The 25,550-nt window shown below is 69.6% G+C and carries 30 protein-coding genes; 17 read left to right on the top strand and 13 right to left on the bottom strand.

From position 1 onward, the window contains the following. Positions 1-82: 82 nt before the first annotated feature. The 10 genes from CK951_RS10350 (at position 83) to CK951_RS10305 (ending at position 7,029) form a co-directional block, all read left to right on the top strand. A complete protein-coding gene (locus tag CK951_RS10350; protein WP_096786071.1) occupies positions 83-613 on the top strand; it encodes a c-type cytochrome, methanol metabolism-related in 531 nt (176 codons plus the stop codon). Next, complete coding sequence (locus CK951_RS10345) at positions 610-1,422, top strand: substrate-binding domain-containing protein (protein ID WP_198402340.1); 813 nt, start codon at positions 610-612, stop codon at positions 1,420-1,422. The genes CK951_RS10350 and CK951_RS10345 overlap by 4 nt, the downstream gene beginning before the upstream one ends. Then, positions 1,419-1,952, top strand: coding sequence for a PQQ-dependent catabolism-associated CXXCW motif protein (locus tag CK951_RS10340; protein WP_096786069.1), 534 nt, complete (start codon positions 1,419-1,421; stop codon positions 1,950-1,952). Before CK951_RS10345 ends, CK951_RS10340 begins: the two co-directional genes overlap by 4 nt. A gap of 96 nt (positions 1,953-2,048) precedes the next feature. Beyond that, positions 2,049-3,173 carry an ABC transporter substrate-binding protein gene (locus tag CK951_RS10335; RefSeq protein WP_198402447.1) on the top strand — a complete coding sequence of 375 codons (1,125 nt, stop codon included), beginning with the start codon at positions 2,049-2,051 and terminating at the stop codon, positions 3,171-3,173. Between the two features lie 9 nt (positions 3,174-3,182). Beyond that, complete coding sequence (locus tag CK951_RS10330; protein WP_096786067.1) at positions 3,183-4,142, top strand: YVTN family beta-propeller repeat protein; 960 nt, start codon at positions 3,183-3,185, stop codon at positions 4,140-4,142. A 14-nt stretch (positions 4,143-4,156) separates the two neighbouring features. Then, on the top strand, positions 4,157-4,588 hold the full coding sequence (locus tag CK951_RS10325) for a hypothetical protein (protein WP_096786066.1): 432 nt from the start codon (positions 4,157-4,159) through the stop codon (positions 4,586-4,588). Between the two features lie 13 nt (positions 4,589-4,601). Beyond that, positions 4,602-4,844, top strand: coding sequence for a PepSY domain-containing protein (locus tag CK951_RS10320; protein ID WP_096786065.1), 243 nt, complete (start codon positions 4,602-4,604; stop codon positions 4,842-4,844). Further along, positions 4,841-5,569, top strand: a complete 729-nt coding sequence (locus CK951_RS10315; protein ID WP_096786064.1) for an ATP-binding cassette domain-containing protein — start codon at positions 4,841-4,843, stop codon at positions 5,567-5,569. Before CK951_RS10320 ends, CK951_RS10315 begins: the two co-directional genes overlap by 4 nt. Continuing rightward, entirely contained in the window at positions 5,566-6,426 is an 861-nt protein-coding gene (locus tag CK951_RS10310) for an ABC transporter permease (RefSeq protein ID WP_096786063.1), read from the top strand. Before CK951_RS10315 ends, CK951_RS10310 begins: the two co-directional genes overlap by 4 nt. A gap of 9 nt (positions 6,427-6,435) precedes the next feature. Next, on the top strand, positions 6,436-7,029 hold the full coding sequence (locus CK951_RS10305; RefSeq protein WP_096786062.1) for a hypothetical protein: 594 nt from the start codon (positions 6,436-6,438) through the stop codon (positions 7,027-7,029). A 12-nt stretch (positions 7,030-7,041) separates the two neighbouring features. Here CK951_RS10305 and CK951_RS10300 read toward each other — a convergent pair whose 3' ends face one another. Continuing rightward, positions 7,042-8,085, bottom strand: coding sequence for a quinoprotein relay system zinc metallohydrolase 2 (locus tag CK951_RS10300; RefSeq protein ID WP_096786061.1), 1,044 nt, complete (start codon positions 8,083-8,085; stop codon positions 7,042-7,044). A 107-nt stretch (positions 8,086-8,192) separates the two neighbouring features. Between CK951_RS10300 and CK951_RS10295 the strand changes: the two genes are divergently transcribed. The 6 genes from CK951_RS10295 to CK951_RS10270 all read left to right on the top strand — a co-directional run bounded on the left by CK951_RS10295 (position 8,193) and on the right by CK951_RS10270 (position 13,590). Further along, positions 8,193-9,002 (top strand): quinoprotein dehydrogenase-associated SoxYZ-like carrier, encoded by an 810-nt coding sequence (locus CK951_RS10295; RefSeq protein ID WP_096786060.1) that lies wholly within the window; start codon positions 8,193-8,195, stop codon positions 9,000-9,002. Positions 9,003-9,207: 205 nt separating this feature from the next. Beyond that, on the top strand, positions 9,208-9,918 hold the full coding sequence (locus tag CK951_RS10290) for a response regulator transcription factor (protein WP_096786059.1): 711 nt from the start codon (positions 9,208-9,210) through the stop codon (positions 9,916-9,918). Between the two features lie 41 nt (positions 9,919-9,959). Then, on the top strand, positions 9,960-11,120 hold the full coding sequence (locus CK951_RS10285; protein WP_096786058.1) for an FIST N-terminal domain-containing protein: 1,161 nt from the start codon (positions 9,960-9,962) through the stop codon (positions 11,118-11,120). Continuing rightward, positions 11,110-12,540, top strand: a complete 1,431-nt coding sequence (locus CK951_RS10280) for a hybrid sensor histidine kinase/response regulator (protein WP_096786057.1) — start codon at positions 11,110-11,112, stop codon at positions 12,538-12,540. Before CK951_RS10285 ends, CK951_RS10280 begins: the two co-directional genes overlap by 11 nt. 10 nt (positions 12,541-12,550) lie before the next feature. Further along, on the top strand, positions 12,551-13,159 hold the full coding sequence (locus CK951_RS10275; protein WP_096786056.1) for a hypothetical protein: 609 nt from the start codon (positions 12,551-12,553) through the stop codon (positions 13,157-13,159). Then, entirely contained in the window at positions 13,156-13,590 is a 435-nt protein-coding gene (locus CK951_RS10270; RefSeq protein WP_096786055.1) for a hypothetical protein, read from the top strand. The genes CK951_RS10275 and CK951_RS10270 overlap by 4 nt, the downstream gene beginning before the upstream one ends. A 26-nt stretch (positions 13,591-13,616) precedes the next feature. Here the strand turns inward: CK951_RS10270 and CK951_RS10265 are convergent, their stop codons facing one another. From CK951_RS10265 to CK951_RS10210, 12 genes are all read right to left on the bottom strand, one after another. Next, entirely contained in the window at positions 13,617-14,411 is a 795-nt protein-coding gene (locus tag CK951_RS10265) for an ABC transporter ATP-binding protein (RefSeq protein ID WP_096786054.1), read from the bottom strand. Next, positions 14,408-15,394 (bottom strand): ABC transporter substrate-binding protein, encoded by a 987-nt coding sequence (locus CK951_RS10260; protein WP_096786053.1) that lies wholly within the window; start codon positions 15,392-15,394, stop codon positions 14,408-14,410. The genes CK951_RS10265 and CK951_RS10260 overlap by 4 nt, the downstream gene beginning before the upstream one ends. Positions 15,395-15,413: 19 nt before the next feature. Continuing rightward, entirely contained in the window at positions 15,414-16,202 is a 789-nt protein-coding gene (locus tag CK951_RS10255; RefSeq protein WP_232520608.1) for an ABC transporter permease, read from the bottom strand. Between the two features lie 115 nt (positions 16,203-16,317). Next, on the bottom strand, positions 16,318-17,010 hold the full coding sequence (gene phoB, locus CK951_RS10250) for a phosphate regulon transcriptional regulator PhoB (RefSeq protein ID WP_096786051.1): 693 nt from the start codon (positions 17,008-17,010) through the stop codon (positions 16,318-16,320). Then, positions 17,010-17,732, bottom strand: a complete 723-nt coding sequence (gene phoU, locus CK951_RS10245) for a phosphate signaling complex protein PhoU (RefSeq protein ID WP_096786050.1) — start codon at positions 17,730-17,732, stop codon at positions 17,010-17,012. Before phoU ends, phoB begins: the two co-directional genes overlap by 1 nt. Positions 17,733-17,742: 10 nt before the next feature. After that, positions 17,743-18,540 carry a phosphate ABC transporter ATP-binding protein PstB gene (pstB, locus tag CK951_RS10240; protein WP_096786049.1) on the bottom strand — a complete coding sequence of 266 codons (798 nt, stop codon included), beginning with the start codon at positions 18,538-18,540 and terminating at the stop codon, positions 17,743-17,745. Positions 18,541-18,550: 10 nt separating this feature from the next. Next, the gene (gene pstA / locus CK951_RS10235) at positions 18,551-19,900 is read right to left on the bottom strand and encodes a phosphate ABC transporter permease PstA (RefSeq protein WP_096786048.1); all 1,350 of its coding nucleotides are present in this window, start codon (positions 19,898-19,900) and stop codon (positions 18,551-18,553) included. Next, complete coding sequence (gene pstC, locus CK951_RS10230) at positions 19,897-21,339, bottom strand: phosphate ABC transporter permease subunit PstC (protein WP_096786047.1); 1,443 nt, start codon at positions 21,337-21,339, stop codon at positions 19,897-19,899. The genes pstA and pstC overlap by 4 nt, the downstream gene beginning before the upstream one ends. A 58-nt stretch (positions 21,340-21,397) precedes the next feature. Beyond that, the gene (locus tag CK951_RS10225; protein ID WP_096786046.1) at positions 21,398-22,441 is read right to left on the bottom strand and encodes a substrate-binding domain-containing protein; all 1,044 of its coding nucleotides are present in this window, start codon (positions 22,439-22,441) and stop codon (positions 21,398-21,400) included. A gap of 236 nt (positions 22,442-22,677) precedes the next feature. Continuing rightward, positions 22,678-23,370, bottom strand: coding sequence for an SOS response-associated peptidase (locus CK951_RS10220; protein ID WP_096786045.1), 693 nt, complete (start codon positions 23,368-23,370; stop codon positions 22,678-22,680). Between the two features lie 9 nt (positions 23,371-23,379). Continuing rightward, positions 23,380-23,727 carry a helix-turn-helix transcriptional regulator gene (locus tag CK951_RS10215; protein ID WP_096786044.1) on the bottom strand — a complete coding sequence of 116 codons (348 nt, stop codon included), beginning with the start codon at positions 23,725-23,727 and terminating at the stop codon, positions 23,380-23,382. Between the two features lie 69 nt (positions 23,728-23,796). After that, a complete protein-coding gene (locus CK951_RS10210; protein WP_096786043.1) occupies positions 23,797-24,297 on the bottom strand; it encodes a flavin reductase family protein in 501 nt (166 codons plus the stop codon). Positions 24,298-24,517: 220 nt separating this feature from the next. Between CK951_RS10210 and CK951_RS10205 the strand changes: the two genes are divergently transcribed. Then, positions 24,518-25,507 carry a magnesium transporter CorA family protein gene (locus CK951_RS10205; RefSeq protein ID WP_096787227.1) on the top strand — a complete coding sequence of 330 codons (990 nt, stop codon included), beginning with the start codon at positions 24,518-24,520 and terminating at the stop codon, positions 25,505-25,507. Positions 25,508-25,550: the final 43 nt, after the last annotated feature.

The following is a 25,550-nucleotide window of genomic DNA, read 5'->3' as shown; positions in this document are numbered from 1 at the left end:
CGGGGGCCTTGGGTCCCCTGATGACGAAGCCGCCCCTGCGGGCCACCGGAGGGGCGGTTTTCTACCGGGAGGAGAAAACCGAATGAAGACCGCTATGTCCCTGGGCGCGATGGCAGCCCTCGCCCTGATGGCCGGCGCCTCGTCGCTGGCTTCGGCCGAGGCTGCGGCGCAGGGCGCGGATGTGGCCGTCGCCTCGACGGATGGCATCCGGTCCTACAACGCCGAGGAGGTGCCGACCTTCAACATCGCCGAGGACGGGACGGTGGACTGGCCCACATTCTCGGGCTACCGGCGCTACCAGTCGGAATGTCACGTCTGCCACGGGCCGGACGGCATGGGCTCGACCTATGCCCCCCCCCTGAAGGACAGCGTGATGCGGCTGGACTACTACGATTTCCTCGCCACGATCGCGAACGGCAAGCAGGAGGTGGGCAAGGCGACCACGCTGGTGATGCCGGCCTTCGGGACCAACCCGAACGTGATGTGCTATGTCGACGACATCTGGACCTATCTGCGCGCCCGCGGGTCGGGGGCGCTGGATCGGGGCCGGCCGGCGAAGCGCGCCGACAAGACGCCCGAATATGCCGAGGTGGAAAAGACGTGCATGGAATGATGCGGGGCGTGCTGCTTGCCGCGGCGCTGGCCGCGCAGCCGGCCGCGGCGCAGGTGGCCGATCTGGTCTCGGATGCGGCGTTCCGCGTCTGCGCCGATCCGGCGCTGGTGCCGATGTCCAGCCGGGACGGCTCGGGCTTCGAGAACCGCATTGCGGAGCATCTGGCATCGGCCCTCGGCAAGCCGCTTGAATACACCTGGTTTCCGATGGCGACCGGCTTCGTGCGGAACACGCTGTTCGCCGGCAAGTGCGACGTGGTGATCGGCTACGCGCAGGGCGACGAGCTGGTGCTGAACACCAACCACTACTACACCTCGACGCATGTGCTGGTGGTGCGCGCCGACGGGCCGCTCGCAGGCATCGAGCGGCTGGCCGATCCCGCGCTGAAGGGCCACCGGATCGGCGTGGTCGCAGGCTCGCCCCCGGCCTCGCATCTGGCGCGCAACGGGCTGATGGCGAAGGCCAGACCCTACAGCCTCATGGTGGACCGGCGGGTCGAGGATCCGGCCGGCGACATGCTGGCGGCCGTCGAGTCGGGCGAGATCGACGCAGCCGTGCTGTGGGGGCCGGTCGGCGGGCCGCTGGTGAAGGCGCATCCGGCGCTCAAGGCCATTCCGCTGGTGAAGGAGGAGGGGGCGCCGAAGCTCTTTTATCGCATCACGATGGGCGTCAGGCAGGGCGAGGATGTCTGGAAGCGCGAGCTGAACTCCCTGATCCGGCGCGAGCAGGGGGCGCTCGACGCGATCCTGAGGGACGCAGGCGTGCCGCTGCTGGACGATTACGGCCGCGGGCTGAAGGAGGCCGGATGAGGGCTGCGGCCGCCCTGCTTCTGTCGCTGGCGCTGGCCGGGCCGGCCACGGCCGAGGTGCCGGAGCCGGAGGGCTTCCGCGGCCCGCCCTACCGAGAGGCGGTCCCCGCGACGGTGCTGGGTCGCGCCGGCATCGCGGCGGAAGAGGCCCGGGCGCTGCATGATCGCGGCGTGCCCTTCGTCGACGTGCTGCCGCGCGAGGCGAAACCCGAGGGGCTGCCCGAAGGCACGGTCTGGCGCGAGAAGCCGCACCAGAGCATCCCCGGCGCGATCTGGCTGCCCAACACCGGCTACGAGGCGCTGGCCCCGGCGGAAGAGGCCTACCTGCGCAAGGGGCTGGAGCGGGTGACGCGGGGGCAGCCGCTTGCCGAGGTGGTGATCTTCTGCAAGCGCGACTGCTGGATGTCGTGGAACGCGGCGAAACGCGCGATCGGCTGGGGCTTTACGGGGGTTCACTGGTTCCCCGGCGGCGTGGAGGCATGGCAGGATCTCGGCGGGGATCTGGAGGAAGTGGCGCCGGCGCCGGGTTGACGCCCCGGCCTGCCGGCGGGTTGACGATCGGGAGGAGACGCCTTGCACAGGATCCGAGCCGCGCTGGTCGCGGCCCTGCTTCTGCCGGGAACGGCGATGGCGCAGATCGACATCCGGGCGGCGGTGCTGCGCGTGGACGTGGCTGGCCGACCGCCCGTGTCCCGGCTCGACCTGCCGCCCGAGGATCTGGGTTTCGCCGGGGCAAGGCTCGGCACGGCTGACAACGCCACCACCGGCCGGTTCATGGGACAGAACTTCGTCACCGAGGAGGTGACGGCGACGCCCGAGACCGCGCTGGAGGCGATGCAGAAGATCGTGGCTTCCGGCGCGAAGCTGGTCGTGACGCTGGCGGACGACGAGACGACCGTGGCGTTGGCCGATGCGGCGGGCGAGGGGGTGATGGTCTTCAACGCCCGTGCCCGCGGCGATGCCCTGCGGGGCGAGCAGTGCCGTGCGAACCTGTTCCACACCGCGCCCAGCCGCGCGATGCTGGCCGACGCGCTGGCGCAGTTCCTCGTCTGGAAGAAATGGGGCGAGTGGTTCCTGATCGAGGGCAGCCACCCGGGCGACAAGGCCATGGCCGGGGCCTACCGCCGCGCCGCAACCAAGTTCGGCGCGGAGATCGTCGAGGAGCGCGTGTTCGAGGATACCGGCGGCGCCCGCGCCACCGACAGCGGCCTCGTGCAGATCCAGGCGCAGATCCCTTCGTTCACCCAGCGGGCCGAGGATCACGACGTGGTGGTGGCGGCCGACGAGACCGGTCTGTTCGCCGCCTATCTGCCCTATCACACCTGGGAGCCGCGCCCGGTTGCGGGTTCCGCCGGCCTGCGGCCGATGAGCTGGCACCCCGCGATGGAGATGTGGGGCGGCACCCAGTTCCAGAGCCGGTTCGAGAAGCTGGCGAACCGCCCCGCGCGCGAGGAGGATTATCAGGTCTGGCTTGCGTTGCGCGCGGTGGGCGAGGCCGCGACGCGCACCGGTTCCGCCGAGATGGCCGTGCTCAGGGATTACATGCTGTCCGACCAGTTCCAGCTTGGCGCCTTCAAGGGCCAGCCACTGACCTGGCGCGACTGGGATGGCCAGTTGCGCCAGCCGATCCTGCTCGGCTCGGGCCCGATCGTGGCCACGGTCTCGCCGCAGGCCGAATATCTGCATCAGGTCTCCCAGCTCGACACGCTCGGCATCGACCGCCCGGAAACCACCTGCAAGATCGAGCGATAGGGAGGAAGAATGATACGACTGACCGGCCTCGTGGCCTGCCTCTGCGCCGCGAGCCCTGCGTTCGCCGGCAAGATCTTCGTCAGCAACGAGAAGGGCAATGACATCACGGTGCTCGACAGCGAGAGCTTCGAGGTGCTGACCACCTTCCCCGGCGGCCAGCGCCCGCGCGGCATCACCGCCTCGCCGGATGGCAAGCGGCTCTATGTCTGTGCCTCGGATGACAACCTCGTCCGGGTGTTCGATACCGAGACCTACGAGGAACTGCCCACGCTGCCCTCGGGGCCGGACCCGGAGCTGTTCATCCTGCATCCCTCGGGCAACCCGCTCTATATCGCCAACGAGGACGACAACATCGTGACCGTGGTGGATGTCGAGACGCGCACCGTTCTGGCCGAGGTGCCGGTGGGCGTCGAGCCGGAGGGGATGGGGATTTCTCCCGACGGGAAGTTCGTGGTCAATACCTCCGAGACCACGAACATGGCGCACTTCATCGATACCGAGAGCTTCGAGATCGTGCAGAACGTGCTTGTGGACCAGCGCCCGCGCTTCGCGCAGTTCACGGCGGACGGCAGCCGGCTTCTGGTGTCGTCCGAGATCGGCGGCACGGTGTCGGTGATTGACCCGGCGAATGGCCAGATCGAGAAGAAGATCACCTTCGAGGTGCCGGGCGTCCTGCCCGAGGCGCTGCAGCCCGTGGGCGTGCGGGTGACGAAGGACGGCTCGAAGGCCTATGTGGCGCTGGGGCCAGCCAACCGCGTCGCGGTGGTGGACGGCACGAGCTGGGAGGTGACGGATTACCTTCTGGTCGGCCAGCGGGTCTGGCAGCTCGCCTTCTCGCCGGATGAGAAATACCTTTTCACGACGAACGGGAATTCGAACGACATCTCGGTGATCGATGTTGCCGCGGACGAGGTGATCCAGTCGGTGCAGGTGGGCGAGCAGCCCTGGGGCGTCGTGGTGGTGGATTGAAACGGAGGACAGGGATGATCGGACGGATATTCGCCCTCGGGCTGGCAGCACTGGTCGCGGCCCCGGCCGGCGCGCATGATTTCGGCTTTGCCGGGCTGATGTCGGCCAGCAACCGCGAGGATCTGGCGGATCTGACGCTGGCCTCGGGCAAGCCGGTGGCGGCGACACCCTACGAGCTGAAGTCGGGCGGCTTCTACCGCATCAAGCTCGTGGCCGACGGCTCGGCCGAGCTTGCGCTGTCGGGCGGGGATTTCTTCCGCGCGATCTGGATCAACGAGATCGTCATCAACGGCATCGAGATCCGCCCGATGGGCGTGCATTCGATCGAGTTCGACGAGGCGGGCGAGGCGCTGATCTCCTTTGTGGCCGTGGTCCCGGGCAGCTTCACGCTGAGCATTCCCGGCTCGTCCGGCGAAAGCCAGCGCGCGACGTTCACCATCCGCTGACAGGGAGAGAGGAATGAAGAAGATCGTGACGCTGGGCCTTCTGCTCGCCGCCGCACCGGCCATGGCGCAGGAGGCCGACCCGGCCACCGTCGAGAAGGTGACGGCGCTGCTTGCCGCGATGCAATGCGAGGTCGATCCTGCCAACATCGAGGCCGAGGGGGACGGATGGGAACTGGATGACGTGTTCTGCGCCGACGGGCAGTATGACATCAAGCTCGACGCGAATTTCGCCGTGACGGAGAAGCGCAAGGAATGATGCAGGCCCCGCCGCCCGCGCTGGAGATCACCGGGCTGAGCCATTCCTTCGGCTCGGTCCATGCCCTGCGCGATGTGAGCTTCACTGTCCCGCGCGGTGCCTTTGTGGCGCTTCTGGGCGTGAACGGGGCGGGCAAGACCACGCTCTTCTCGCTCATCACGCGGCTTTACGATTCGACCAGCGGGACGATCCGCGTGGCGGGCTTCGATGCGCGGCGCCAGCCCGGCGAGGCGCTGGCCCGGCTTGGCATCGTGTTCCAGAGCCGGGCGCTGGATGCCGACCTGACCCTCGTGCAGAACCTGCGCTATCACGCGGCGCTGCACGGGATCGGCCGGCGCGAGGCGGCGCTGCGGATCGACGAGGTTCTGGCGCTGGTCAGCCTGACCGACAAGGCGGGGGCGCGGGTCGCCACGCTCTCGGGCGGGCAGCAGCGTCGCGCCGAGATCGCGCGGGCCCTGCTGCACCGGCCCGAGCTTCTGCTGCTCGACGAGGCGACGGCGGGCCTTGACCTGCGCTCGCGCGACGAGGTGCAGACGGTCGTGCGCTCCCTGATCGCGGCCGAGGGGGTCTCGGCGCTCTGGGCCACGCACATGATGGAAGAAATTGCGCCCGTGGATCGCGTGGTGGTGCTGCACCGGGGCGAGGTGCGCCTGGCCGGGCGCGCTGCGGATCTGGGGGGTAGCCTCGCGCAGGGGTTCCTCGCGCTGACCGGAGAGGACGCATGACCGCGCCCCACCGTCCGCCTGCCGTGGCGACTCCGCGGCCACCGCTGGGACATGGGCGATCCCTGCGCGGCTACCTCATCGCGTTTTCCGGCATTGCCGGGCGCGAGGTGCTGCGCTTCACCCGCCAGCGCGAGCGTTTCCTGTCGGCGCTGGTGCGTCCGCTGGTCTGGCTGTTCATCTTCGCCGCGGGGTTCCGCGCGGTGCTCGGGCTGTCGATCACGCCGCCCTACCAGACCTACGTGCTCTACGAAGTCTACGTCACGCCCGGCCTTTGCGCGATGATCCAGCTGTTCAACGGCATGCAGTCCTCGCTCTCGATGGTCTATGACCGCGAGACGGGGGCGATGCGGACGCTGCTGGTCAGCCCCTACCCGCGCTGGTTCCTGCTCGGCTCGAAGCTGGTGGCGGGGGTGCTGGTCTCGATCCTGCAGGTCTATGCCTTCCTGCTGATCGCCTGGGCTTGGGGGATCGAGCCGCCGCCGCTCGGCTATCTGGCCGTGCTGCCGGCGCTGTTCCTGTCGGGCATCATGCTGGGGGCGCTGGGCCTTTTCATCTCGTCGGCGATCCGGCAGCTGGAGAATTTCGCGGGGGTGATGAACTTCGTGATCTTCCCGATGTTCTTCGCCTCGACCGCGCTTTATCCGCTGTGGCGGCTGCGCGATTCAAGCCCGCTGCTGGCCGACATCGCCTTCGCCAATCCCTTCACCCATGCCGTGGAGCTGATCCGTTTCGCGCTCTACCTGCAGTTCGAGCCGCTGGCCTTCGCGATCGTCCTCGGCTGTGCGGCGGCGTTCTTCGGGGCGGCGGTCTTCATGTATGACCCGTCCAAGGGTCTTTGGTCGCTGCGCAAGCGCTAGGAGGTTTCGATGCTCAGATGGGTCCTTCCGGCGATCCTCGCGGCCGGCACGGCCGGGGCGGCGGAAACCTCCGATCCCGACTGGCCCTGCGTGCAGCGCAAGCAGCCCCATCTGTCGCTGGGGCAGGTCTGGGGCGGGCCGGTGCCCGATGCGCGGGCCGAGGAGCTGGCCGCCTCGCCCGAGATCGAGGCGCTGGCCCGAACCCTGGAGCAGCGCCGCCTGCCGGTCGAGGAGGCCGAAACCATGATCGCCGAGTTCGCGAACGGGCACGAGCCCGCGGAACTCGTGGCGCTGTTCCTTGCGACCTTCCAGCGGATCGAGGCAGTGCGGACCCGCGTCATGGCCGGTATCGCGCGCTATGCCCATAGCCAGGCGGCACTCGACCGGCGAATTGACGGGACCCGGGCCGAGATGGCCACGCTGATGGCGGCCGAGCCGAAGGATTTCGACCGCATCGACGCGCTGGAGGAGCGGCTGGACTGGGACACCCGGATCTTCCGCGACCGCCAGCAGGCGCTGACCTATGTCTGCGAGACGCCGGTGATCCTCGAGCGCCGGGCCTTCGCGCTGGGACGGGCAGTGGTCCGGCACCTGCCGAAGTAGCGCCCCGGCGCGTCATTCCCATTCCAGTTCCGCATAGGCCGCCGAGGCGTTGCGCGGGTGGCTGACATCGTAGCCCTGCCAGCGCGCGGCGTCCTGCGGATGGCTCTGGCGGATCGCCTCGCTCATCGGCTGGCCGGCGGCAATGGCGGCGCGGATGTCAGTCCGCAGCCGGTCCAGATAGCCCCGGGTGGCCGCGGCGCCCGCGGGCCAGGGCAGCGGAGCGGGACCGTGTCCCGCCACGATCCGGCGCACCTCGGGGCGGCTCTCGCCCAGCCAGCCGAGCCAGCCGGTCAGCGAGCCGTCCAGCGTGGGCAGAAGCCCGTTGAACACCAGATCGCCCGTGAAGAGCGTGCCCGACTCCGCGTGGAGCACGGTCAGGTCATTGTCGGTATGGGCGGTGGCCGCGGCGCGCAGGTGCAGCGTCGCACCGCCAAGGTCGATCCGCTCCTCGGCGACGCCGCGGTCTGGGGGAATGGGCCGGGTGCCCAGCAGGGCCTTTGTCCCGACCTGCGGCGGATAGCTCTGCAGCCATGCGGCGGCGCGGGACTCGATGCCGGCGGCAAGCTTCGGCGCGCCGAGAACCTCGGCCCCGGCCTCGCGGAACAGGTCCGCGCCGAAACTGTGGTCGGGGTGCATGTGGGTCACGATCAGCGCGCGGATCGGCAGCGGGCTGTGAAGGCGGATGGCCGCGAACAGGGCCTCGGCCTCGGCCCGACTGGATCCGGCGTCGATCACGGCGATCGCATCCGTCCCGATCACCACCCCGAGATTGGCGATCGCGCCGCGGTTCGCGCGGTCGGGCAGGGCGGGGGTGCCCTCGTGCACCAGAACGCCCGGCACGACCTCGGACAGGGTCAGGGCCGGCAGCGAGTCGGTAGCGGCGCAGCGCGTGCCGCGTCCCGCAAGATCCGGATGCGTCGCCAGCCAGCTTGCGGCCCGTGCCTCTGCCCCCGTCTCGCATTCCTCGCGTGTGAGAGGGGACGGCGCCGGCAGCAGCCGCTCGGCGCAGGTGGCGGGCTCGGCCGCAAGGCAGGCGGTGAGCAGCAGATGAAACATTCCCCCTGCCTAGCGGCTTTCCGCCCATCCGCGGACTCAGCCGAAAGTCTGATAGGCGGGCCTGTCGTCGCGTGGTTTGATGTCGCACGACAGCACAGGAGATCGCCATGCGCATCGTCCGGCCGACAATCATTTGTGCAGTTCTGATCGCGACACCGCTCTGGGCCGAGGAGCCGAAGCCGAGCCCGCTGCAGCCCGGCGAGGCGTGGGAGAGCCTCCGCCTCGATGTGTTCGGAGCGGATGCCATTTCCGAAACCCCCGCGGCGTTGGCCCTCGACGCGCCGTTCCGCGCGCATGACCCGGCGCTGGTGCCCGTCCACGTGACCCAGCCGGCCGACGCGCCGCGCCTGACCGAGATGACGCTGATGATCGACGAGAATCCCTCGCCGGTCGCCGCCACCTTCACGCTGGGCGAGGCGATGCATCCGCTCGATCTCGAGGTCCGCGTCCGGGTGAACGCCTATTCGAACGTGCGGGCCGTGGGGCGGACGGACGAGGGCGACTGGACCATGGCGGGGCGCTTCGTTCGCGCCAGCGGTGGCTGCGCCGCGCCGTCAAGCAAGAATGCCGAAGCCGCTCTTGCGCATCTGGGCGAGATGCGGTTCCAGCCGCTCGCCGCGGCCGAGGATGCCGGCGGCCTGCGGCGCGAGGCGAAGCTGATGATCCGGCATCCGAACTATTCGGGGCTCCAGCGCGATCAGGTCACGCTGATGACCATTCCCGCCCGCTTCATCGACCTGCTCGAGGTGCGGCAGGGCGAGGATCTGCTGTTCACGATGACCGGCGGGATCTCGATCTCGGAAGACCCGGTCTTCACCTTCCGCTACCGTGACAACGGAGCGGGTGCGATTCAGGTGCGCGCCGTGGATACCGACGGCGCGGAGTTTGGCGGCACCTTCCCGGTTCCGGCCGGCTGAGGCGCCGGATTTCGCAGTTCGCCGGAACCGCAGGGTGACCTTGCGCGTTTCTTCCGGCACGATTTTGCCGCGGACCGGGTCTGCCGGGACGGTCAGGGTCCGAGGTCGGACGGGAGTCCGGGAACACGGGGGACGCAGGGGTCGGGCCTGACAGGAGGGGTGCCGCGCAGGGAGGAGGAAGCCCGCGCGGAAACGGGAGGAAGACATGGGACATGTTCCTGGGTGGAGCATCGGTTGCGCGGGAGCGCAAAAGGTGCCCGCGCGCGGGATCAGCGACGTGATGATCGTCGATGATCATCCGCTGATGTGCGATGCTCTGGCGATGACGCTCACGCATGCCTTCGGGCTGAAGCGCGTGCGCAGCGCGGCAAGCCTCGCCGCCGCCGAGAAGCTGCTGCACGAGGGGGCGCTGCCGGATGCCATCGTGCTTGACCTGAACCTGCCGGACGTGCGCGGGATCGAGGGCGTGATGACGCTGAAGCGGCTGGCCCGCAACGTGCCGCTGACGGTGATCTCGGCCGAGGTCGATTCCGACATGGTGATGGCGGTCATGGCGGCCGGCGCGCTGGGCTACGTCTCGAAGAGCCTGCCGCGTCCGCAGATGATCGACGCCTTCGAGCGGATGTGGGCGGGAGAGCCGGTGACGCCCGAGGAATACGACGCCGAGGGTGCCGCCGAGGACGGGGGCGAGCAGATGCGCGAACTCGCCCGCAGTTTCGCCACGCTGACACCGCAGCAGATGAACATCCTGCGGCTGATCTGCCAGGGCCGGCCGAACAAGCTGATCTCTTACGAGCTTTCGATCGCCGAGGCGACGGTGAAGACCCACATCGCGGCCATCATGTCGAAGATCAACGTGAGGAACCGCACGCAGGCCGCCCTTCTGGCGAGCAAGGCGCGGATCTTCGCGCGCTAGGGGTCGGGATTGACCAGGGGACGTCCGCAGGAGGAGTGCGAGTGATCGAGGGACTTGCCGTCGGCGAGACGCTCCCGGATCTCGCGGCGGGGGCGCCGGTGGTGCTGTCCCATCCGGCGGCGGCGCCTGACCTCGCCGCCCGGCTGCTGGACGGCCTTGCACCCGCGGCGCCGGCCGCCGTGCTGCTGTTCGCCTCGCCCGGCACAGATCTGCCCAGCCTTGCCGCGACGCTCCGCACGGGGCTGGGGGCGCGGGTCATCGGCTGTTCCTCGGCGGGGGAATTCGCCTGCGGCGGCTATGGCAACGGCAACGTCGTGGCGGTGGGCCTGCCCGCGCGCCGCTTCCGCGCCGATGCGGTCTGGCTGCGCAACCTCTCGGGCCTTGGTGTGTCGGAATGGATGACCGGCCTGCGCGGATTGCTCACGCGGTTCGACGCGCAGCCGCGGCGGCAGCGCTTCGGCCTGCTGCTGATCGACGGGCTGAGCCGGCAGGAGGAACTGGTGGCAGCCACGGTCGATGCGGTCGCCCATCGTCTGCCGGTGCTGGGTGGCTCTGCCGGCGACGGGCTGCGCTTCGAGGAGACCTGCCTTGTCCTCGATGGCGAGACCCACCGAGACAGCGCGATCTTCGCCCTGTTCGAGACCGACTTCGCGCTGGAGCAGGTGATCTTCGACCACTTCTCGCCCGAGGGCGGCCGGATGGTGGTGACAGCCGCAATCCCGGAGGAGCGGCTGATCCTCGAGATCAACGCCGAGCCCGCGGCCGAGGAATATGCCCGGCTGATCGGCCTCGATCCCGAGGCGCTGAACCCGCGCGTCTTCGCCGAAAATCCGTTGCTGGTGCGCATGGGCGGGCAATACCATGTCCGCGCGATCCGCGAGGTGACGCCCGAGGGCGGCCTGACGCTGATGTCCTCGATCGAGACCGGGGTGCTTCTGGCGCTGGGCAGGGCGGATGACCTGACCCACGGGCTCGAGGCGCGACTTCGCGACCTCGGCGGCCGGCCGGCGCTGATCCTGGCCTTCGACTGCATCCTGCGCCGGCTGGCGCTGGAACAGGCGGGGCTGGAGCCTGCGGTGGCAAGGCTCTTCGCCGACTGGCGCATCGCGGGCTTCAACACCTACGGCGAGCAGCATGGCGGCGTGCATGTGAACCAGACCTTCGTCGGTCTCGCACTGATGGAGCCCGACCATGCTGCGTGACGGGGACAGTCCGGAACGCCAGATCGAGAAGCTGAAGCGCATCAATGCCGCGCTGATCGACCGGCTGGACCGGGCCGATGCCTCGCGCGGATCGCACTGGATGCTGTTCCAGACCGCCGCCGTGCTGGAACAGGAACTTCTCGCCCGCAACCGCGATCTGGAACAGGCGCTGTCGCATCTGGAACTGACCAACCGCGAACTGGCGCTGGCGCGCGAGACGGCGGACGAGGCCAACCGTTCGAAGTCGCGCTTCCTGCGCGCGGCGAGCCACGACCTGCTGCAACCCCTGAGCGCGGCCAAGCTGTTCCTGTCGCACCTGTCCGAGACGCTGTCGGATCCGCTGCAGTCTGACCTCGTGGCGCGGATCGGCACGGCCTTCGACTCGACCGAGGAGTTGATCCGCGCGCTGCTGGAAATCTCGCGGCTGGATTCCGTCCGGCTCGACGTCAGCTGCGAGCGCGTGTCGCTCGGCCGGCTGTTCCAGCGGCTGGCCGTCGACTTTCAGGGCGCGGCCGAGGCGCGGGGCCTCGACCTGCGCTTCGTGATCTCGTCGGCCACGGTGATGTCGAACCCGGTCTTCCTGCGCCGCATCGCGCAGAACCTGGTGTCCAATGCGATCAAGTATACCGCCTCGGGCCGCGTGCTGGTCGGCGCCAGGCGGCAGGGCGCGGATGTCTGGCTGGAGGTCCACGACACCGGACCCGGCATCGCGGTGGAGGATCGCGAGCGCATCTTCAACGAATTCGAGCGGCTGGCGCCGGATGGCGAGGAGCCGGGCACCGGCCTTGGCCTGTCCATCGTGCGGCGGGCCTGTCTCAGGCTTGGCCATGACATCGACCTGCGGAGCGAGCCGGGGCGGGGGTCGGTGTTCCGCATCCGTCTGCCCCGCGCGCTGGAGGCACCCGGGGCGCTGGCAGCGGGGCCGGATCCCGCCTCGGCCACCGGGGCGGTGCAGCGACTTGCCGGCAGCGGGGCCGAGCCGGTGATGCTGGCCGAGCCCACGGCCTCGGCGCCGCCCGTGCAACTGGCGGGACGGCGCGTGCTGGTGGTCGAGAACGATGCCGCGATGCGCGAGGCCTATGCCCTGCTGTTGCGGCGCTGGGGGGTGGAGGTTGCCACCGCCGACGGAACCGGCACGGCGCTGGCCGCGCTGGAGCGGCTTCCGCCCGAGGCGGTGGTGACGGATTACCGGCTGGAGCGCGGCGAGACAGGCTTGCAGACCATCGCGGCGCTGCGCCGACGGCTTGGCCAGCGGCTGCCGGCGCTGGTGGTCACGGCGGAACCCGATCCGCAGCTTCAGGCGCGGGTGGACCGGCTGGGTGCTGCGCTGCTGCGCAAGCCGGTGACCGAGGCGGAATTGCGCCGGACGCTTTCGGCGCTTCTGGAAGGCCGGCGGCGGGGGGCCGCCGCCGCGGAATGAGAGGGAAGGCATGCATCATATCCGAGCGATCCTGATCGGGGCGGCGGTCCTTGCCGCGCCGGGGGCCTGGGCCGGTCAGTTGGCCGAGGTGATCTTCCGCCCCGGTGCCTTCGCGGCGACCGAGGGCGTCACCCGCTACGCACACGAGCGCGCAGGACCGGACACCGAGGGCTTCCGCCGGGTCGCCGCGGGCGAGCTGATCGTGACGCCCGGCAAGGGAGAGCGCGGCCCGCTCCTGACCCTGACCCATCGCGTCGATGGGCAGGACCAGCCCGTCGCGGATTTCCCGGCCTCGGGCGGCGATCCGGTGCTGCTGTGGTTCCTCGAGAATACCGTGCGCAGCATGGCGATACTGACCGAGGGCAGCCCGTTCTACATCCGCAACCGGATGCGCGAGGCGCTGGGTGCTGCCGGTCTGGACGAAGCCGAAGGGCCGGTCACCGCCGAGCTTCGCCCCTTCGCGACCGACGCCCGGCGCGCCGAGATGGGTCCCTTTGCCGACATGGTGCTGCGGATCACGGTCGATCCGTCCCGGGATGTGCCGCTGCGCCAGCTGTCGGCCGACACGACCGGGGCGGGCGGCAGCTATCGCGAGACGCTGACGCTGGAGGCGCCATGACCCTGCGCCTCCTGCTCGCGACCCTCGCCCTTCTGCCGGTCACCGCGCTGGCGCAGAGCCCGGCGCCCGATCCCGCCGCTCCGCCGGCGGTGATGCGGCCGGGGGGACCCGACGCGGGAGCCGTCCCTGCCGTGCCGTCCTCGACCATGGACGAGACGCTGAACGACTATCCCACGCTGGCGCGCGCCGACTACATCTTCGGCTGCCTCGCGACGAACGGGCAGGATCGCGACACGATGCGGCGCTGCGCCTGTTCGATCGACGTCATCGCCTCGATCCTGCCCTATGAGGCCTACGAGCGGGCGGAGACCGTGCTGTCGATGCGGCTTGCCACCGGCGAGCGGTCGTCGCTGTTCCGCATACCGGCAACCGAGACCGGGGTGGCGGACCTGCGCCGCGCGCAGGCCGAGGCCGAGATCGTCTGCTTCTGACCGGAGGCGCGGGCGACCCGCCCCCGTCACCGCCGGCCGTGGAAGTCCGAGTCTGGATCGTTCAGGACCATGTCGCGCAGCCGCTCCCAAAGGTGGCGGCGCAGGCGGACGTAGTCGGGCAGGGCGCGGGCGTCATGCTCCCAGCGCGGGCGCGGGAAGGGAACCGCGATCTCCTCGACGATCCGGCCGGGGCGGGGGGACATCAGCACGATCCGGTCGGCCAGCATCAGCGCCTCATCGACGGAATGGGTGACGAACAGCACGGTTGCCGGCCGCTCGGCCATCAGCCGCATCAGCTCGACCTGCATCAGCTCGCGCGACTGCGCGTCAAGGCTGGCGAAGGGCTCGTCCATCAAGAGGATCTGCGGCTCGGCCGCCAGCGCCCGGGCCAGCGCCAGCCGCTGCCGCATCCCGCCCGAAAGCTGCGCCGGCCAGCGTTTCGCGAAGCGCGAAAGACCGACCAGCGCGAGGTAACGGTCCGCCCGCGCGAGGGCCTCGGCGCGGGGCAGGCCGGGAAGCGCGAAGGCGATGTTCTCGCGCGCCGTCTTCCACGGGATCAGCCGGAACGACTGGAACACCATCGCCGCCTCGCGGCCCGGCTCGGGCGGGCGGCCGTCCACCGTCACCCGGCCCGCATCCGGCGCGATCAGCCCCGCGACGAGGCGCAGAAGCGTGGTCTTGCCGCAGCCCGAGGGGCCGAGCAGCACCACGACCTCCTGCCGCGCGACCGACAGCGAGACCGCCTCCAGCGCCTGCGTCCGGCCATCCCCGTCGCCAAAGCCGCGCGAGACGCCCTCCAGCCGGACGTGGGGCGCTGTCACCCCGCCGCCGGACCCAGTTTCTGCAGCACCGCCTCGAGCGGGCCGAAATCGGTCCATTCCTCGAGGCTGACCGGGCGGAGCCCCTGGAAATCCTCCGTGCCGTACATCCATTCCGTCGTCACCTTCAGCTCCTCGCGGTTCAGCCCGCCGTCCACGCTCCAGCTTTGCCGGTAGGCTTCGGCCAGCGTTTCCAGATCGGCGCGCGGCACGTCGGGACGCGCCACCACCATCCGCTCCACCCACGTCGCCGGGTCCTGGAAGTCGCGCGAGGCGAGAACCAGCGCCTCGATCACCGCCTCGACCTCGGCGCGGCGGGTTTCCAGCGTCTCGGTCGTGACGATGTTGACCTTCGTGGTCACCGGCGCGGCGGCGAAATAGTCGTCCATGCCGATCAGGATGTTCACGCTGTCCCGCTCGGGCATCGCGGTCCAGGTGCCGATCGACATGGTGGTGGCATCGACCTGGCCCGCCAGCAGCGCCTGCGCCCGAACGGCGGGCTGGCCCAGTGGCACGAGGTCCAGCTTCGCCACGTCCACCCCCTTCGACGCCAGCACCTTGCCGCTGAGGGAATGGTCGAGCGAGCCCACGCGGCCGATGCCGAAGCTGCGGCCTTCCAGCTGCGCAGGCTCGGTGATCTCGGGCTTCGAGGCGATCAGGAAGGGCAGGGACTTGTTCGGCGACATCACCGCCCGCAGGTCGGAGGTGCCGCGCGCCACCAGCTGCAGCAGCGCATCGGTCGAGACATTGGCCATCTCGCCCTCGCCGGCCTGCAGCGCGGCCATCGCCATCGGCGTCTGCTGAACGCGGACCAGTTCGACCTCGACGCCCGCGCGCTCGAAGTAGCCGTTCGAAAGCGCCAGATCCATCACCGAGTTCGGCACCAGCGGAGTTTCCAGATCGCTGACGATCAGGCGGAACGGCTCGGCCATCGCGGGCGGGGCGAGGGCGAGCGCAAGGGCGAGCAGGGCGAACAGTCGGGTCATGGATCCTCCGGGTTACAGGTTACGGCCGGTCCGCGATCCGCCAGCGCGACAGGCGGGTCTCGGCCAGGCGAAGGCTCTCGGTCACGATCACGCCGATCGTGGCGAGGGCCAGCACGATCACGAAATACTCCGCCATGCGGAAGGTGTTGCCATAGAGGGCGAGGAGCCCCCCCAGCCCGGTCACGGCGGTATAGAGTTCTGCCACCACCGTGTTGATCAGGCCGATGGTGGCGCCGAGGCGCAGCCCCACCACCAGGAAGGGCAGCGCGCCGGGCAGCACGATATGGCCGTAGATCCGCGCGGGCGAGGCCCCGGTCGAGCGCGCCATCTCGATCAGCTCCTCGTCGCGGGCAAGGACGCCCGCGTAGGTGTTGAGGATGATCGGCATGACGGCGCCGAGGAAGACGATCACCGCCTTGGCCTCGATCCCGAGGCCGAGAAGGACGATGATCAGCGGGATGAAGGCCACACGCGGCGTGGCGGCCAGCGCGAAGACGAAGATGTCCACCGTGCGGCCGAACAGCCGGATCCCGCCCATCAGCGCGCCGACCGGGATGCCGACCAGCACGGCAGCGGCGAGGCCCGTGCCATAGACGACAAGGCTCTGGCCCAGGGCCGCCTGCAGCCGGCCTTCGGACCAGAGCCTTGCGGCTGCCTCGGCGGTGGCGGCGGGCGAGGGGATCAGCCCCCGCGGCACCGTGGCCGAGGCGAGCCACCAGAGCAGGAGGAGAAAGGCCAGGAAGCCGAGGCGCAGCAGCAGAAGCGTCCCGGCACCCGTCGGGCGCCGGCCGGAGCCGACCGCTGTCATTCCTGCCGCCATCCGACCCCTCCCCTGGCCGTCGAGACCCAAGGGTTGCAGGAACGCGGCAGGGTGGGCAATCCAACTTTAGGGGGAGGCCCGGCGGGGAAGCTGCTGCGACCGGTCAGCCCAGGGCGTAGCCGGCACCCCGGACGGTGCGCAGCGGATCTTCGCCGCCGAAGGCGCAGAGCGCCTTGCGCAGCCGCCCGACATGGACATCGACCGTCCGGCTGTCGACATAGATGTCGCGTCCCCACACCCGGTCCAGCAGCTGCTCGCGGCTCCAGACCCGGCCGGGCTTCTCCATGAAGGTCGAGAGCAGGCGGAATTCGGTCGGCCCGAGTTTCAGCAGATGGGCGCCGCGGTGGACCTTGTGGGTCTCGGGATCGAGCCGGATGTCGTCGAATTCCAGCGACAGCCCGACGCTGGAGGGTCGCGCCCGGCGAAGCTGGCTGCGCACGCGCGCCATCAGCTCGACCACGGAATAGGGCTTGACCACATAGTCGTCGGCGCCGGTCTCAAGGCCCCGCACCCGGTCCACCTCCTCGGATCGCGCCGACAGCATGATGATCGGCACCGACCGCGTCGCGGGGCGGGACTTGAGCTGCCGGCACACCTCGATCCCCGAGACGCTGGGCAGCATCCAGTCCAGCACGATGACGTCGGGACCGGCCTCGTCGACCAGCACCAGCGCCTCGTCGCCGGTGGCCGCCTGCACGACGCGGAAGCCCTCGGCCTCGAGGTTGTAGGACAGCACCTCGCGCTGGGCGGGCTCGTCCTCGACCAGCAGCACCACGGGCTGATCGGCCGCCGCCATCAGCAATCTCCGCCACTGGCCGCGGCGCTGGCCGTCAGGTCTTCCTTCGGCCGCTCGTCGCCCGGCATCGCGCCTGTCGCGAGATAGATCACCTGCTCGGCGATCGAGGTGGCATGGTCGCCCATCCGCTCGATGTTCTTGGCGATGAAATGCAGGTGCATGCAGGCGGTGATGTTGCGCGGGTCCTCCATCATGTGGGTCAGGAACTCCCGGAACAGCGCATTGTACATCTGGTCGATCTCGCGGTCGCGCTGGCGCACGTCATGGGCCAGCGCCACGTCGCGCTGGATATAGCTGTCGAGCGCGTCCTTGAGCAGCAACTCCACCGCCTTTGCCATGCGCCGGATGGCGCCCGCGGCATCGCCCACCGGCTCCATCCGGCTCAGCACCATCGACCGCTTGGCGAGGTTCTTGGCGTAGTCGCCGCACCGCTCCAGCGCCGCCGCGATCTTCATCACCGTCAGCACGGTGCGCAGGTCGGTGGCCGTGGGCGAGCGCAGCGCGATGAGCCGCGCGGCCTCGGTATGGATGCGCTCCTCGAGGGCGTCGATCGCCGCGTCGTTGCGGCGGACCTCGTCGGCCAGCTCCGCATCGCGGGTTTCCAGCGCCTGAGCCGCGTCGAGGATCGCCGCCTCGACCATGCCGCCCATCTTCATGATCAGCGCCTGAACGGCCTCGAGATCGCGGTCGAACGCCTGGAAGATGTGGGGTTCGGTGATCATGCTGTCCTCCTCAGCCGATCCGGCCGGAAATGTAGCTTTCCGTGCGGGGATCCTTCGGGTTTGTGAAGATCTGTCCGGTCTCGCCGAATTCCACCAGCCGGCCGAGATGGAAGAAGGCGGTGCGCTGGCTGACGCGGGCGGCCTGCTGCATCGAATGGGTGACGATGACCACCGAGAACTGCTCGCGCAGCTCGTCGATCAGCTCCTCGATCTGGGCAGTGGCGATCGGGTCGAGCGCCGAGCAGGGCTCGTCCATCAGCAGGACCTCGGGCGAGGTCGCGATGGCGCGCGCGATGCAGAGGCGCTGCTGCTGGCCGCCCGACAGGCCGGTGCCGGGCGAGGCGAGGCGGTCCTTGGCCTCGTCCCAGAGCGCCGCGCGGCGCAGCGCGCTTTCCACGATCCCGTCAAGCTCCGCCTTGCCGCGGGCGAGGCCGTGGATGCGGGGCCCGTAGGCCACGTTGTCGTAGATCGACTTCGGGAACGGGTTCGGCTTCTGAAACACCATGCCGACCTTGGCGCGCAGCTGCACCGGATCGACGCGCGGATCGTAGATGTCCTCGCCGTCGAGCGTGATCTTCCCCTCGACGCGGCAGCCGGGGATGGTGTCGTTCATGCGGTTCAGGCAGCGAAGGAAGGTGGACTTGCCGCAGCCCGACGGCCCGATGAAGGCGGTCACGGTCTTGCCGAGGATGTCCACGTCGACGTCCTTCAGGGCGTGGTTCGTGCCGTAGTAGACTTGGGCCTTGCGGGCGGTGATCTTGACGTCGGCGGTGCTCACGACGCGTTCTGCATATCGGATGTCATCCATGGAAGGCTCCTTACCAGCGACGCTCGAAGCGGCGGCGAAGAATGATGGCGGCGGCGTTCATGCAGATCAGGAACACGAGCAGCACGATGATGGCGCCCGAGGCCCGCTCGACGAAGGCGGGGTCGGCGCGCTGGGTGAAGTTGTAGACCTGCACCGGCAAGGCCGAGGCGGGGTCGAAGAAGCCCTCGGGCGGGGCGGCGGGAAACTCGCGAACGAAGGCCACCATGCCGATCAGCAGAAGCGGCGCTGTCTCGCCCAGCGCGCGGGCCATGCCGATGATCGTGCCGGTCAGGATGCCGGGCAGCGCCAGCGGCAGGACATGGTGGAACACCGACTGCATCTTCGACGCGCCGACCCCCAGCGCCGCGTCGCGGATCGAGGGCGGAACGGCGGCAAGGCTCACGCGCGTCGCGATGATGATGGTGGGCAGCGTCATCAGCGTCAGGATCAGCCCCCCCACGATGGGCGCCGACTGTGGCAGCCCCATGAAGTTGATGAAGATCGCAAGGCCGAGGATGCCGAACACGATCGAGGGCACCGCGGCGAGGTTGGCGATGTTGACTTCGATCAGGTCGGTCCAGCGGTTCTTCGGCGCGAATTCCTCGAGGTAGATCGAGGCCGCGACGCCGATCGGCAGCGCCAGCACCAGCACGATGATCATCATGTAGGCGGAGCCAAGGATCGCGACGCCCAGCCCGGCGGCCTCGGGGCGGACCTCGGAGGCGTCGGCGCCCAGCAGGAACTGCGGGTTGAAGGCGATGGTGATCAGGCCCGCGGCGCGCATCCGCTCGGCCAGGTCCAGCTGTTCCGGCGTCACGTTGCTGTCGAGCTTCGCGCTCTCCATCGACACGCGGCCCTTGAAGTAGCCGTCCACCCGGCCGTTGGCGAGCGCGCGGAAGGTGATCGTGCTGCCGATCAGCTCCGGGTTGGCCAGCACCCTGTCGCGCAGGCCGGCGGCGGCCTCCTTCGACAGGAGCCCCGCGATGTCCTTCCTGCTGATCCCTTCGGATTGCAGGCCCGCCGCGGCGACGGCCGCGACCATCGAGGCTTCAAGCTGCTTGCCGTAGCCGATGGTCGTCACCTTCTTCATCTCGTCGAGATTGCGGTTGCCCTTCGGGTCCACGATCGTCGCGTCCAGCGTCACCGGGATCTCGATGAAGGTCTGCCGGAAGGCGCCGGCACCGTTGCCCAGGACCGAGACCAGCAGGATCACCAGCGCCGCGATCGAAAGGCCCACGGCCGTCAGGCCATAGGCGCGGAACCGGCGCTCGGCCGCGTTGCGGCGGCGGGTGCGGATGTCGGCGGCGAAGAGCGAGCCGGAGCGGTGCATCGGGCGGTCGGGAGCGGCTGCGTCGGTCATTCGTACTGTTCCCGGTATTTGCGGACGATGTAGAGCGCGAGGACATTGAGCATCAGCGTGATCACGAAGAGCGTGAGGCCGAGCGCGAAAGCCACCAGCGTCTCGGGCGAGGCGAATTCGGTGTCGCCGGTCAGCTGGCTTACGATCTTCACCGTGACGGTGGTCATCGCCTCGAACGGATTCAGCGACATCTTCGCGGCCGCACCGGCCCCCAGCACCACGATCATCGTCTCGCCGATGGCGCGGCTGGCGGCCAGAAGGATGGCGCCGACGATGCCGGGCAGGGCGGCGGGCAGCACCACCTGCTTCACCGTCTCGGAGGGCGTGGCGCCAAGCCCGTAGGAGCCGTCGCGCAGGCTTTGCGGCACCGCGTTGATGATGTCGTCAGAGAGCGACGACACGAAGGGGATCAGCATGATCCCCATGACGAGGCCGGCCGTCATCACCGAGGACGAACTCGCGCCCAGGCCCAGCGGCTGGGCGAACCAGTCACGCAGCGCCGGGCCTACGGTGATCAGCGCGAAGAGGCCGTAGACGATGGTGGGGATGCCCGCGAGGATCTCGATGGCGGGCTTGGCAAGGCCCCGCATCCGGCGGCTCGCGTATTCCGACAGGTAGATCGCCGTCAGCAGGCCGATCGGCACCGCGACGACCAGCGCGATGACCGAGATATACATCGTGCCCCAGAGCAGCGGCCAGATCCCGAGGTCCGACCCGCCGCGGAACTGCGGGTTCCATGTCAGGCTGAGGAAGAACTCCTCGATCGGATAGATCTGGAAGAAATGCACCGTCTCGAACACCAGCGACAGCACGATGCCGGCCGTCGTCGCGACCGCCACCAGCGAGGCCGCGACCAGCAGCCACATCACGAAGCGTTCCGAGACGTTGCGGGCGCGGAAGTCCGGGTGGATGCGCAACAGCGCAAGCAGGAAGCCCGCCACGGCCACGACCGCGACAACCACGGCCATCCAGCGGTGCAGGTCCTGCTGCAGGATGCGGTGCGCCTTCGCGGCCGCCAGCGTCCCGGCGTCGAGGCTGGTCGCAGCCGCGCCCACCGCGCGCAGGCGCGGCCCGAGGTCGTCTGCCACCAGCGCCTCGATTGCGGGCTCGGACAGCCCGTCGGCCACGGCGATGAGGCGAAGGCCCTCGGAAATGCGCCGGACATCCGCCATCAGCAGGCCCGTTTCGGCCGCGCCGCCCGCGGGCAGCAGGGCCGAGATCCGGCTGTCGAGCACGACCGGCTGCACGACCAGCCAGACCGCGAGTACCGCGAGCGCCGGCACCGCCGCGAACAGCGCGGCGAACTGGCCATAATGTCCGGGCAGCGAATGCAACCGGCGCGGGTCGCCGCCCGCCGTGGATAACGCGCGTCGCCGCCCGAGCAGGAAGCCCGCGGCGGCGAGGATCAGGACGGCGAGAACGAGAATGCCGGTGCTCATGAAAATTCCGAAGAAGGGGAAGGGGCGGCGCGACCTGTCCCGCGCCGCCCGGATGGCGTCAGTTGCTCAGCGGGCCCATCGGCACGCGGTTCGCGATCATCTCCTGGGTCTTGGCCAGTTCCGGATCCGAGACGAGGCCATAGGCGGCCAGCGGACCCTCGGGGCCGGCGATGTCGTCGGAGACGAAGAACTCGATGTATTCCTGCAGGCCCGGGATCACGTCGAGATGCGCCATCTTCACGTAGAAGTACAGCGGCCGCGACACCGGATAGTCGCCCGAGGCGATGGTCTCGACCGAGGGGACGACGCCCGACATCGGCGCCACCTTCAGCTTGTCGGTGTTGTTCTGGTAGAACGACAGGCCGAACACGCCGATCGCGTCCTTGTTGGCCTCGATGCGCGAGAGCGTCTCGGTGTAGTCGCCGTCGATGTCCACCGACGCGCCGTCGGTGCGCAGCGTGGTGCACATCTCCTCGGCCTTGTCCTCGTCGCCGCCCGCCGCGGACTTGAACGCTTCCAGCGCGCCCGAGGCCTCGCAGCCGTCAAGGATCACCTTCTCGTCGAAGACCTCGCGCGTGCCGTGCTTGGTGCCGGGGATGAAGGCCAGGATCGGCTGGTCGGGCAGTTCGGCGTTCACCTGTTTCCACGACTTGTTCGGGTTGGCCACGACCTTGCCGTCCACCACGACCTGCGCTGCCAGCGCATTGAACCAGTCCGCCGGGGTGAAGGCATGATCCGGGCCGTCGATGGCCGAGGCGAAGACGATGCCGTCATAGCCGATGCGGACTTCCATGATGTCGTTCACGCCGTTCGCCTTGCACAGGTCGATGTCCGACTGCTTGATGCGCGAGGACGAGTTCGCGATGTCGATGGTGTTCTCGCCCACGCCCTCGCACAGCTTCTTGCGGCCCGCGCCCGAGCCGCCCGATTCGACGACCGGCGTCGGGAAGTCGAAGTTCTCGCCGAAGGCCTCGGCCACGATGGTGGCATAGGGCAGCACCGTCGAGGAGCCGGCGGTCTGGATGTTGTCGCGCGCGGCGGCGGCACCGGCCGAGACGGCAGCAACGGCCAGCGTCGAGACCGTGAGCTTCAGAAGGGACATTGGGACACTCCTTGTCGTTTGCGGTCGCGGCGGGCGACCTTGGCGCTGTCCTAGACTCGTCGGGAGTCGGGTTTATTGCAGTTCGATGACAGTTTTGTAACACGCCCCCGGCGGACCGATCCCCGGCGAGGCTTCCCGGTTTCGCAGCGCCATCCGCTCCGGCCCCCGCGACGGGCTTGCCGAAGACGGCCCGCACGGCGATGGGTCGACCGCCCCCTTGCAGTCCCGGCAGACGGTCAGCGCGAGAACAGGTCCGGCACCACGGGATCAAGCGGCTCGATCAGCTCCGGCCCCTCGTGGCGGACAGACCCGACGGCCCGTCCGACCTCGTGCCAGCGCAGCGCCCCGACCGGCAGTCGGGGCAGCGCCTCGACGGGGCCGCCGCCCAGCCAGTCGTCGACGGCCTCGAGCCCCATCATCACCGGCATCCGGTCATGGATGCCGTCGAGGCCGGGCCGCGCCGGTTCGGTCAGCACGGCGCAGGTCAGCCCTTCGTAATCCGGCAGTCGCACCGCGCTTGCGAGGCCCGCCATGATCAGGGCCGGCGCGTTGCCGGCGGGGGAGATGAAATGGGGATGCTTCACGCCATCCCGCACCTGCCATTCGTAGTAGCCCGAGGCGAGCACGAGGCAGCGGCCGTGGCGATAGGCGGTGCGGAAGCTGGGCGCGCTGGCCACGCTTTCCACGCGCGCGTTGATCGTGGTGGCCTTCCAGTCCTTCAGGCTGCCCTTGTGGAAGGGCGGGATCAGGCCCCAGCGCGCGAGGTCGCCGCAGAGGCTGCCGTCCGGCAGGCGCCGCACGATGGGAAGCATCGCCGTGGGCGGCACGTTGTAGCGCGTCTCGATCACGCCGGCGCCGGGGGCAAGGCCGCGCATCCATTCGGCGAGTTCCGCCCAGGTCAGCTCCTTGTGCGCCATGCGTCCGCACATGGCAGGGCCTCAGGGCCGGCAGAACATGTCGTAGAGCATGGCGACGGTCCGCCTCACCTTGGGATCGGCGATGGAATACCAGATCGTCTTGCCCTCTCGCCGCGCCGAGACCAGCCCCTCCTGCCGCAGCCGGGCGAGCTGCTGGCTGACCGCGGCCTGCCGGCTGGCCAGCAGCGTCTCGAGTTCCGTCACCGACCGCTCGCCGTTGGACAGGTGGCACAGGATCATCAGCCGGCCCTCGTGCGACAGCGCCTTGAGGAAGGCGGCGGCTGCCTGCGCCTGGGTCACCATCCGCTCGGGCGGAACCTGCGTTTCGGAACGGGCGCCGGGGGCGGAATCGGCCGAGTCGAGTGACATGGTCTTGAAACTCCTCAATCGGAGTAGGTCTAGCACAACGGACAGTGGGTGGCGAGATGTCGCATGCCGTCACGGAGCGGTGTGGAACCGGCCGAATCTGCCCTGCGAGAACAGCAGCGGCTCGCCGGGGCGCATCGAGGCGCGCAGCACCCGGCCCACCACGATGGCGTGGTCGCCCCCGTCATGGATCGCCGCGCGGCGGCAGTCGAACCGCGCCAGCGGCAGGGGCAGCAGCGGCACCCCCTCGTGGCCGGAGCGGTAGGACAGGCCATCAAAGCCGCCGCCGCCGCGGGTGAAGCGGCCGGCCAGTTCCGCCTGCTCGGCAGCCAGCACATGGATGGCGAAATGCTCGGCCCCGGCGAACAGGTCGAACCGGCTCGAGGCGCGCGCCGGCGACCACAGCACCAGCGGCGGATCCAGCGAGACCGAGGCGAAGCTGTTCGCCGTCATGCCCATCGGACCGGATTCGGCGAGGATGGTGACCACCGTCACCCCGGTCGCAAACCGGCCAAGCGCGTCGCGGAAGGCGCGCGCGTCGGCATCGGGGGCAAAGACGGCCTCCTGCGTCATCTCGGGCTCTCCTGTCGTCCGTCCGGGCCGCGCCTGCGTCCCGCGCCGCGCCGGGCGGTTCCACGTCTCACGATCCGGCCGGATGCGCAATGCGTCGCATCGGCGTCGGGCCGGGCAGGGGGCGCGCAAGGTGTTGCGGAGACCGGGGCCCGGGCGCGCCCCGGGGCTTGCACCACCGCCCGGGCGCGTTACTGAAGGTGCATCCAGCCGGAGTCGCATGATGCTCTTCGCCTACCAGAGAGACGGCGCGAAGCTTCAGCGCCTGCCGCCGCCCACCGGCCCGGACCCGGACGCCTGGCTGGGCACCGCGATCTGGATCGACCTCTACAAGCCGCTGCCTACCCAGACCGCAGCCGTGCAACGCCTCGGGATCGAGGTGCCCTCGCTGGCCGACATGGAGGAGATCGAGGTCTCCAGCCGGCTCTACCGCGAGGACGGCATCGACTACATGACCGTGGTGCTGCCCGGCCAGACCGAAATGGAGGAGCAGATCTCGGCGCCGGTCTGTTTCGTCCTGACGCGCAAGCGGCTGGTCACCGTGCGCCACCACGCGCCCCGCCCGTTCGAGACCTATCCCGAGCGGGCTGACAAGGTGGGCACCGGCTGCGCCACGCCCGAGCAGATCTTCCTCGGGCTGATCGAGGAGATCGTCGGGCGGCTGGCCGACCTGTTGGAAGCCTCGGGGCGTAGCCTCGACACCGTCGCGCGCGCGATCTTCCAGCCGTCGGACCGGCCGCGCGGGACGCCCCCGGCGGCCCAGCTTCAGGGCTTTCTGGAGCAGATCGGCCGAGAGGGCGAGCGGATCGGCCACATCCGCCTTGCGCTGCTGACGCTGGAGCGGGCGCTGGGCTTCTTCGCCCAGACCCTGCCCGACCGCGTGGAGCGGGAGGGGCTGAAGCCGGTCGTGAAGACCCTGCAGCGCGACATGACGGCGATGGAGGTCCATGCCGACTTCCTGTCGCAACGCGTGGCGCTGGCGACGGATGCGACGCTGGGGATGATCAACCTTGCGCAGAACGCGACGGTGCGGATCGTCTCGGTGGTGGCGGTGCTGTTCCTGCCGCCGACGCTGGTGGCCAGCATCTACGGCATGAACTTCGCCCGCATGCCGGAGCTTGCGCAGCCCTGGGGTTATCCGCTGGCGCTGGCGCTGATGCTCGCCTCGGCCGGCGGGGCCTGGGCGTTCTTCCGCTGGAAGAACTGGCTTTAGCGGCGCAAGCCCCGCGCTTGGGGCGACGGGCAGCACAGGGCCG

Source organism: Rhodobacter sp. CZR27 (assembly GCF_002407205.1).
Lineage (GTDB): Bacteria > Pseudomonadota > Alphaproteobacteria > Rhodobacterales > Rhodobacteraceae > Cereibacter_A.
The sequence above is the reverse complement of the archived record's forward strand: the minus strand, read 5'-3'. Positions and strand labels throughout refer to the sequence as shown.